This is a genomic window from Deltaproteobacteria bacterium, from assembly GCA_012522415.1.
Taxonomy (GTDB): Bacteria; Desulfobacterota; Syntrophia; order Syntrophales; family JAAYKM01; genus JAAYKM01.
Genome location: JAAYKM010000022.1, coordinates 1 through 1,896 on the forward strand (window position 1 = coordinate 1; position 1,896 = coordinate 1,896).

At 52.2% G+C, this 1,896-nt stretch carries 2 protein-coding genes; both read right to left on the bottom strand.

Translation table 11 applies throughout. From position 1 onward, the window contains the following. Positions 1 to 994 (bottom strand): ABC transporter substrate-binding protein (locus GX147_01675; GenBank protein NLN59418.1); only part of this gene is annotated, 994 nt, incomplete at its 3' end. A gap of 204 nt (positions 995 to 1,198) precedes the next feature. Next, complete coding sequence (locus GX147_01680) at positions 1,199 to 1,888, bottom strand: hypothetical protein (GenBank protein NLN59419.1); 690 nt, start codon at positions 1,886 to 1,888, stop codon at positions 1,199 to 1,201. Positions 1,889 to 1,896: the final 8 nt, after the last annotated feature.

Sequence of the window (1,896 nt, forward strand, 5' to 3'; positions counted from 1 at the left end):
CTTCCAGACCGACATCATGCAGCATATTGGGATCGTTCATCAGGACGTGCGCGAATGGCCGTTTAATCCCCATTTGTCTGGCCTGCTTCAGGACGGTGCCGCCATCAGGAGGCCAGTTCCCTGTGTAAATGACTTCAGCGCCGGACGCCTTGATTTTCGTGAGGTACGGTGCGAAGTCAGTCAGAAACAGCTTATGATAGTCTTCACCAACAATCTGCGCCTCGGGATAGTATTCTTCCAAGCCTTTTTTGAAGCCATCGGCGATTTCATGCCCATACGAATAATCTTGGCAGAGAATGTAGAATTTTTTCTCTTTCCCCCGGAGCGCATAGTAGTAGGCCATGCCGCGTCCGACCTGTTCGGTTCCCACGGAAGTCATGAAGGCATAGCGCGAAAAGTTGGTAGAGTCCTGAAGTCCGTCGGCCAGGTTGCTGACGCAATGCGAAATAATGCCATATTTCTGGGCTGTCTCGTTCATGATCTTCATCATGTTGCTACCAGCAGTGCCCCAGAAGACATGGACCTTTTCCTTCAGAGCCAACCTTTCACTGACTTTCTTGCACTGATCGGGCTTTGACATGTGATCGCCCTTGACAACTTCAATCAGTTTCTTCTTGCCGTCCACCCAAATGCCACCTCGTTTGTTGATGTCATGCGCAACCCAGCTTGCAACGGCCCAAGCGATCTGCCCGTTGAAAGCCCCCGGTCCGGAGAAGCAGGTGATGACGGCAATTTTGATCGTATCGCCCGTCGGGCTCACCCACGTGGCTGGATCGAAATCGGACATATCCGACATCTTATCCGCGTCGAAGGCCGCGTTGGGTTTAGGCACCTTTTCTGCCATGGATCCCTTAACCGCTCCCTCCTTGGTTGTTTTGACAGTAGCCGCTTTCTCCTCTTTGGCTGCAAAGGCATAGGATGATCCGTAAACTGCCAAGCATAGGATTAGTAATAGACTGAAACAAGCAACTACACTCTTCTTGGAAACTTTCATGTTGAACCTCCTTCTTTGTCATATTAATTCAGCCTGTGAAGCAGACAAAGATTCCGGCTGATCACAGACATTCTGTTTTTAACGCGGTTCGTTTTTTTCAATCTCTTCTGCAAGCTTTTCCATTTCCGGCCCCTCATGAAGGACCTTATCCCGGTACAGGGATTCGATCCTCTCCGGTGAGTTACCGAGTACCTGGGAAAGTTCTTATCTGTTGTGTTCGCCGAGAAACGGTGCATAACCTTGAATTCCAGGGGGCGTTAAGGAGAACTTCATGGGGCTCCCGAACATTTTTATTAGCCCCAAAAACGGCTGAAATTTTATCTGCCTCATCTCCCGGGCCGCGATGTGCTCGTCGGTAGTGGCCAATTCCTCAATGGTTTTCACACGGGAACAGGGAATCCCGGCGGTGTCTAGTTTTTTTTCAGCTTCTTCAACCGAATCCTGAGACATCACCCAAGACTCGAGTGCTTTGTGAACAACATGAGCGTTCTCCGCGCTGCAGCGACCTGTGACCCTGCTCGTGCGCGGATCCGTCCTCAGCCACTCGTAACCCGGACCCATGACATCCACAAGCTCCGGCCAGCGGGCTTCCGTCAGTACGGCAATGGCGATCGCTCCGTTTTTTCCTTCATATATTCCGTACGGCGCGCTGGTGCTGCTCTGTTTACCCATTAAGGGTGTAATACCGGGACGGCCAGCGGCCTCGCCGGTCCAGTAGAACGGGAAGGATGTCTCGTGGAGCGAAAAAAGGCAATCAACCATGGAGATGTCGATATTTTGACCCTCTCCTGAAAGCATCCGGTGGTAGAGCGCTGCCAGAATGGCCGTGCAGGCGTGCATGGCCGCGGTCGTATCGCCGATCGCAATGGGAGCGGGAACCTTCTGTTGCGTCAAGCCCACCC